The 5,823-nt window shown below is 68.6% G+C and carries 5 protein-coding genes and 1 riboswitch; of the genes, 3 read left to right on the top strand and 2 right to left on the bottom strand.

Going from position 1 to position 5,823, the window contains the following annotated elements; genetic code table 11:
- The first annotated feature begins 219 nt into the window (after nt 1–219).
- Together G4D87_RS32440 and moaA are read left to right on the top strand one after the other, a co-directional pair.
- A complete protein-coding gene (locus G4D87_RS32440) occupies nt 220–1,455 on the top strand; it encodes an HD-GYP domain-containing protein (RefSeq protein ID WP_163786561.1) in 1,236 nt (411 codons plus the stop codon).
- Nucleotides 1,456–1,470: 15 nt separating this feature from the next.
- On the top strand, nt 1,471–2,475 hold the full coding sequence (gene moaA, locus G4D87_RS32435) for a GTP 3',8-cyclase MoaA (protein WP_163786560.1): 1,005 nt from the start codon (nt 1,471–1,473) through the stop codon (nt 2,473–2,475).
- An 83-nt stretch (nt 2,476–2,558) separates the two neighbouring features.
- On the opposite strand, the gene G4D87_RS32430 is transcribed toward moaA, so the two are convergent.
- Together G4D87_RS32430 and thiC are read right to left on the bottom strand one after the other, a co-directional pair.
- Entirely contained in the window at nt 2,559–2,948 is a 390-nt protein-coding gene (locus tag G4D87_RS32430; protein WP_020478852.1) for a DUF4870 domain-containing protein, read from the bottom strand.
- Between the two features lie 116 nt (nt 2,949–3,064).
- Complete coding sequence (thiC, locus tag G4D87_RS32425; protein WP_163786559.1) at nt 3,065–4,939, bottom strand: phosphomethylpyrimidine synthase ThiC; 1,875 nt, start codon at nt 4,937–4,939, stop codon at nt 3,065–3,067.
- A 49-nt stretch (nt 4,940–4,988) separates the two neighbouring features.
- Nucleotides 4,989–5,096: riboswitch (TPP riboswitch) on the bottom strand.
- Between the two features lie 220 nt (nt 5,097–5,316).
- Here thiC and G4D87_RS32420 point away from each other — a divergent pair.
- On the top strand, nt 5,317–5,745 hold the full coding sequence (locus G4D87_RS32420) for a CBS domain-containing protein (RefSeq protein WP_163786558.1): 429 nt from the start codon (nt 5,317–5,319) through the stop codon (nt 5,743–5,745).
- Nucleotides 5,746–5,823: the final 78 nt, after the last annotated feature.

Raw genomic sequence — 5,823 nt, 5'->3', positions numbered from 1 at the left:
ACCCAACCCCGCACCTGAGCCCCCCGGCGTCAAGGGTCAGGGGGCGTCCAGCGGCTCGTTTCAGAGGGCGGACAGGGCGCTGTGCCTGCCTGTCCCACCCACCACCAGGGGTCGTCCCCTCGCCAGGTCGCCCGTTCGCTCCGCCACGAAGCCTGATCCGATGGTAAATTCCCGTACTCGTTGGCCAATGAAACCCGGAAACCTCTAGAATCGCTCGCCGTGGAAGCCATCCCCCCTGCCCCACCCCGAATCCTCATCGTCGACGATGACGACTCCGTACGCGACGTCATCTCCGTCCTGCTGCGTGAGGAAGGCTACAACTGCGTCGTCGCCAACGGGGCCGAGATGGCCCTGGACCTGGCGGGCGAGGAGGAGACTCCGCTCGTCATCAGCGACATGAAGATGCCGGGCAAGGACGGCCTCTGGCTCCTGGAGAACCTTCGCGAGCGGCTCCCCGACACCTCCGTCATCATGCTCACGGGCTACGGTGACACCGAGTCCGCGGTGGACTGCCTGCGCCGTGGCGCGGTGGACTATCTGCTCAAGCCACCCAAGCTCACGGACCTCATCCGGGCCATCGAGCGGGCGCTGGCCAAGCGCCGCATCGAGATGGCCCGCAAGCGCTACCAGAAGAAGCTGGAGCGCAAGGTCCGGGACAGGACGGCGGAGCTGCGCAGCGCCCTGCGCGACATCGCCAACACGTACCAGAACACGCTGCTGGCCCTGGTGGCCGCCCTGGACGCGCGCGAGCACGAGACGAGCGACCACTCCCAGCGCGTGGTCAGCTACACGTCCGCCATCGCGCAGCGCATGGGCATCCAGGGCAAGGAGATGGAGGAGATTGGACGCGGCGCGCTGCTGCACGACATCGGGAAGATTGGCGTGCCGGACGCGGTGCTGCTCAAGCCCGGCAAGCTCACGCCGGACGAGTGGCTGGAGATGCGCAAGCACCCGGACATCGGCTTCCAGATGATCCAGGCCATTCCGTTCCTGGACACGCCCGCCTCCATCGTCCTGTCGCACCAGGAGCGCTGGGACGGCGCCGGCTATCCGCGCAACCTCCAGCGGCACGAAATCCACATTGGCGCGCGCATCTTCGCCGTGGCGGACACGCTGGACGCGATGACGAGCGACCGGCCGTACCGCAAGGGGACGACGTTCACCAACGCCATCCAGGAAATCAAACGCTGCGCCAACACGCAGTTCGATCCGGAGGTCGTCCGGGCGTTCCTCGACATTGGCGAGGAGGGGCTGATCCGCATCAAGCAGGAGATGGCGCTGAAGAAGCTCCAGCTCCCCCAGGCCGAACAGGACGCCCATGACGCCGAGGCGGAGCTGGCCCGGCTCACGGACCTGGACGACGACGTGGACGCCGCCGTGCCCGGCCACCCCGCCAGCGACGATGACGCGCCCAAGCCGGGCGTCGTTCGTTCGGCGGCTGGCAACAAGGGGTGAGCCTGGCTGGATGAGATGACCGCTCCCGCCCTCCAGCCTCCTTCTTCCGTGCTGGCTCCGCCCCTGCTGGACGCGCAGGGGCGGCGGATGACGTACCTGCGGCTGAGCATCACCGACCGGTGCAACTTCCGGTGCAGCTATTGCTCGCCCGCCTCGTGGGGCGGCAAGCGGGATCTGCTGGGCCCCGAGGAGCTGGAGCGCATCACCTCCGTCTTCGCCCGCATGGGCATCCGCCGCGTGCGGCTCACCGGCGGCGAGCCGTTGATCCGCCCGGACATCCTGGAAATCGCCCGGCGCATCGCCGCGGTGCCCGGCATCCAGCACCTGGCCATCACCAGCAATGCCAGCCACCTGGAGCGGCTCGCCCTCCCCCTGCGCGAGGCGGGCGTCACCCAGCTCAACCTGAGCCTGGACACCCTCCTGGCGGAGACGTTCCGCCGCATCTCCAAGCAGGGGGATTTCGACGCGGTGCTGCGAGGCCTGGACGCGGCGGCGGGCGCCGGCTACGCGTCCCTCAAGCTCAACGTCGTCGTCATGCGCGGCGTGAATGACGCGGAGGCCCCTGCCCTGGTCGCCTATGCGCACGCGCGCGGCGTCACGCCCCGCTTCATCGAGCTGATGCCTTTTGGCCAGGGCACGCCGGTGCCCACCGCGGAGCTGGTGGAGCGGCTCCAGGCCGCGGGCCTGCCGCTGGAGCCCGAGCCCGATGACACGGGCGACGCCGCCGGACCGGCCCGTTACTGGCGTGCGCCTGCGGGCCGCGTGGGCTTCATCTCCCCGCTCACCCAGAACTTCTGCGGGAGCTGCAACCGCGTGCGCGTGGCCTCCAATGGCGACCTGCGCAGCTGCCTGGGCGGCCGGGCGCAGGCGCCGCTGCACCAGCTCATCCGCGGCGGCGCCAGCGACGTGGAGCTGGCCGTGGCCATCCGCCGGGCGCTGGGCGACAAGCCGGAGGGCCACCGCTTCACCGAGCCCGGCAACGGCGCCACGCTGCTGTCCATGATGGGCATCGGCGGCTGAAAAAACGACGGGCGGGCCCGCGCCTTCGCGCCTGGCCCGCCCGGGTGTTCCTGGCCCGTGTCCGCGGGGCCCGAAGCGGCGCGCTACTTCACCAGCCGGATGTTGACCGGGTACTTGTAGAGCTGACCCTCGTTCGCCTTCAGGCCCGCGATGATGGCGAAGACGATGGCCACGATGCCGACGATGGGCAGCAGGACGGCGCCAATGCCGATGCACACGGTGATGGCGCTGACGAAGGCCGCGATGAACACCGTGATCTGGAAGTTCAGCGACTCCACGGCGTGAGCGCGGACGAAGGAGGACTCCTTGCCCTTCGTCAGCATCAACACCAGCGGCACGGCGAAGCCCAGGCCCACGAAGTTGGCCAGGATGGTGCCCATGTGAGCGAGCAGGCCCATCGTCTTCTCGTCCTGGGTCGGCATCGGCGTGCCACTGATGAACGAACCCATTTGCTCCTGCGGCGGAGTCTCCATTGAAAATCCCCTCCAAAGATGTCTCGGGCGCGCACACCGCGCCCATTGGGGTTCACCATGACACGCACCCGCGCTGATTGTCACGTCCAGGACAGGTGATCTGACGGGTCGCCCGCCTAGCGGTACAACTGGCTCCCCGCCTTCTTGAATTCCTCGCTCTTCTCCTCGAGCGAGGCCTGGAGCGCGGCGTCCTCGCTCACGCCCTGCTTCTCCGCGAAGTCGCGCACCTCCTGCGTGATCTTCATGGAGCAGAACTGCGGACCGCACATGGAGCAGAAGTGGGCCACCTTCGCGCCCTCCGCCGGCAGCGTCTCGTCGTGGAAGGCGCGGGCGCGCTCGGGGTCCAGCGACAGGTTGAACTGGTCCTCCCAGCGGAACTCGAAGCGGGCCTTGGACAGCGCGTTGTCCCGGGCCTGGGCCCCTGGATGTCCCTTGGCCAGGTCCGCGGCGTGGGCGGCGATCTTGTACGTGATGACGCCTTCCTTCACGTCGTCCCGGTCGGGCAGGCCCAGGTGCTCCTTGGGCGTCACGTAGCAGAGCATCGCCGTGCCGAACCAGCCAATCATCGCCGCGCCGATGCCGCTGGTGAAGTGGTCGTAGCCCGGCGCGATGTCCGTCGTGAGAGGCCCCAGCGTGTAGAACGGCGCCTCGCCGCACACGGCCAGCTGCTTCGTCATGTTCTCCTGGATGAGGTGCATGGGCACGTGGCCCGGGCCTTCAATCATCACCTGCACGTCGTGCTTCCAGGCGACCTTCGTCAGCTCGCCCAGCGTCTCCAACTCGCCGAACTGCGCCGCGTCGTTGGCGTCCGCGATGGAGCCCGGCCGCAGCCCGTCCCCCAGGCTGAAGCTGACGTCATACGCCTTCATGATTTCGCAGATCTCCTCGAAGTGCGTGTAGAGGAAGTTCTCCCGGTGGTGGGCCAGGCACCACTTGGCCATGATGGAGCCGCCGCGGCTGACGATGCCGGTGAGGCGCTTCGCCGTCCACGGCACGTAGCGCAGCAGCACACCCGCGTGGATGGTGAAGTAGTCCACGCCCTGCTCGCACTGCTCGATGAGCGTGTCGCGGTACAGCTCCCAGGTGAGGTCCTCCGCCTTGCCGCCCACCTTCTCCAGCGCCTGGTAGATGGGCACGGTGCCGATGGGCACCGGCGCGTTGCGGAGAATCCACTCGCGCGTCTCGTGGATGTTGCGGCCCGTGGACAGGTCCATCACCGTGTCCGCGCCCCAGCGGATGGACCACACCATCTTCTCCACCTCTTCCTCGATGGAAGACGTGACGGCCGAGTTGCCGATGTTGGCGTTGATCTTCACCAGGAAGTTGCGGCCGATGATCATCGGCTCCAGCTCCGGGTGGTTGATGTTGGCCGGGATGATGGCGCGGCCCCGCGCGATTTCATCTCGCACGAACTCGGGCGTGATCACCCGCGGAATCGCCGCGCCCCACGACTGGCCCGGGTGCTGGGCCGCGAGCGAGGCCTCCACCTGGAGGTTCTCCCGCAGCGCCACGTACTCCATCTCCGGGGTGATGATGCCCTTGCGCGCGTAGTGCAGCTGCGTGACGTTGGCACCGGACTTCGCCACGCGCGGCGCGCGGCGGTGGGCGAAGCGCAGCCCCGCCAGGCGCGGGTCCACTTCACGGGCGCGGCCGTACTCGGAGCTCACGCCGGACAGCGCCTCGGTGTCGTTGCGGCCCAGAATCCAGGACTCGCGCAGCGCGGGCAGGCCCTGCCGCAGGTCGAGCTCCGCGGCCGGGTCCGTATACGGCCCGCTGGCGTCGTAGACGTGCATGGGCGGATTGGCCGTCTCCTTCGCGTCCGGTCCATGGCCGTGGCGCGTGGGCGTCTGGCTGATTTCGCGCAGCGGCACGCGCAGGTCCGGGTACAGCACGCCGGGCACGTACACCTTGCGCGAGGCTGGCAGCGGGCCCCGACTGACTCCCTCCAGCACCTTCCCGTCGACCTTCAGGCTTCTGGACGCTCCGCTCATCACGCATCTCCTCTTCAGAGGGCGGACGGGCAGACGCTCGGAGGGCGGCGAGCCTCCCGGGCCGCTTCCCTCCGCCGGTACGAACCGGTTCAGGTTCCAAGGGTTGGCCGGATCCACGGCCGTCTCAGCCCCTTCCGGGGCACCCCTAGCGACAGGGTGAGTGTCTAGCGCACAGCGAGGCCGGCTTCAACCCGGCCGCGGGCCCAGGCGCTTGTCGACCGCGCAATGTCTGCGGAGCGGCGAGCCTCCGCGCAAACCTTGCGCGTCCACAGGTCGGGAAACACCGTTCCCTGGGGCAGACCGGTTGGCCCCGGAGATGCAGTGGATGCAGTGATAGAAGGGACGGTAGACGTCTTCCACCCGCCAGGAGTACCGCCATGCAGATTGTCGGAGAGCTGATGACCCGTGACGTCGTCACGCTCAAGGAAACGCAGAACCTGGCCAAGGCGGATGAGCTGCTCCGGCTGCACCGCATCCGTCACCTGCCGGTGGTGCGGCAAGACAAGCTGGTGGGCCTCATCACCCACCGAGATTTGCTGCGCGCCGCCGCCACCCACGCCACGGATCCGGCAGCGCAGCCACTCTGGGCCGCGGACATCATGACGCGCGACGTGCAGACGGTGCGTCCGGATACGCCGCTGCGGCGGGCGGTGACGCTGATGCTCGAGCACAAGTACGGCTGCCTGCCCGTGGTGGATGAGGGCGGCGTCCTCCAGGGCCTCCTCACCGAGGCGGACCTGGTCCGCTACGCCCAGCACCTCATCGGAGAGCAGGACCGCCGCGAGCTGGCCGCTGAATACACCTGACGTCGCTGCCAGCGCGTGAGCGGCGGACCCACGTCCCCGCTCCGCCTGGCGCGCGTTCCCCCATCCCATGTCCCCCAA

The sequence above is a fragment of the Myxococcus vastator genome, from assembly GCF_010894475.1.
Taxonomy (GTDB): Bacteria; Myxococcota; Myxococcia; order Myxococcales; family Myxococcaceae; genus Myxococcus; species Myxococcus vastator.
Note: the sequence above shows the minus strand (reverse complement) of the source record. Positions and strands in the feature narration are given on the sequence as shown.

Coding starts and splice junctions, on each gene's coding strand:
- moaA (WP_163786560.1), top strand. CDS start 1,471: ATGACCGCTCCCGCCCTCCAGCCTCCTTCTTCCGTGCTGGCTCCGCCC.
- thiC (WP_163786559.1), bottom strand. CDS start 4,939: ATGAGCGGAGCGTCCAGAAGCCTGAAGGTCGACGGGAAGGTGCTGGAG.
- G4D87_RS32420 (WP_163786558.1), top strand. CDS start 5,317: ATGCAGATTGTCGGAGAGCTGATGACCCGTGACGTCGTCACGCTCAAG.
- G4D87_RS32430 (WP_020478852.1), bottom strand. CDS start 2,948: ATGGAGACTCCGCCGCAGGAGCAAATGGGTTCGTTCATCAGTGGCACG.